Origin of the sequence: Cellulomonas sp. ACRRI (assembly GCF_022346185.1) — a bacterium.
Classification (GTDB): Bacteria; Actinomycetota; Actinomycetes; order Actinomycetales; family Cellulomonadaceae; genus Cellulomonas.
In genome coordinates this window covers 1-919 of record NZ_JAKRMS010000272.1, presented here as the reverse complement: position 1 = coordinate 919, position 919 = coordinate 1, and the positions used below count along the sequence as shown (strand labels likewise).

Genomic DNA, 919 nt, shown 5'->3' with positions numbered 1-919 from the left:
GGGCAGCAGGGGAGGGCGCCCGGGGCGGCACGACCCCGGCGGCGCCGGACCGGCCGCTCGTGGTCGTCCCGGTGGCGGGCCCCGCCGCCGAGTCGCTCGCCGGCCGGTACGCCGACGTCGCCCGGCTGACCGCCCCCGACCTGGCGGCCGCCGCGGCGGCCAGGTCCCGGGTGCGCGCGGCCGCCGTCGCCGCGGGGCGGGCGCCGGACGCGGTGCGGGTGCTGCTGGACGTCGACGTGGCGCTCGCGGACGACCGGGACGCCGCCCTCGCCCGGCTGGACCTGGTGCGCTCCGTCGACCAGCCGGACCTGGGCGTGGCCGGCGCTGTCGTCGCCGGCACCGGTGCCGACCTGGCCACCGTGCTGGCGGACGCCGTCCGGGACGGTGCGGTCGACGGGTTCGTCGTCCGGCCGACGTCCGCGGAGGCGGACCTGGCGGCGCTCGTCGAGCGGACCGTGCCCGCGCTCCAGCAGGCCGGCGCGTTCCGGCTCCGGCCGGGCGGCGGCGGAACCGGGCGGCCCGGGGTCGACCTGCTCGTGCGGCACGCCCGCCACCAGAGCGGCGGTGCGCACCAGCGGGGCCACCCGCGCCGCGGCGACGGCCGCGTCCAGCCGGCCGGGCACGTGCCGCCGCCCGGGGTGCAGCAGCAGCCCCTCGCCGAGCACGACCAGGTCCAGCAGGCCACGGTCGGCGCGGTGCACCAGGCGGGCCAGGCGCTCGCCGTCGAAGGCACGGGCGGCGACGGCACCCAGCGCCCCGTGGGTGCCCGGGCGGGCGCCGGCGGCGGTGAGGTCGACGCCGAGCAGCGGGCGGCGGTCGGCGGCGGACGGCACGGGCATGACGGCTCCGTTCGGGGACGGCGGCGGGCGCGGCGGGGCGCGCCGCCGTCCCCGAACGGAGCCGTCATGCCCGTGCCGTC

At 82.6% G+C, this 919-nt stretch carries 1 protein-coding gene; it reads left to right on the top strand.

The genetic code is table 11. The annotated features are described in order from the left end of the window. A partial coding sequence (locus tag MHY85_RS21125; RefSeq protein ID WP_239200440.1) for an LLM class flavin-dependent oxidoreductase occupies positions 1–919 on the top strand: 919 nt, incomplete at both ends.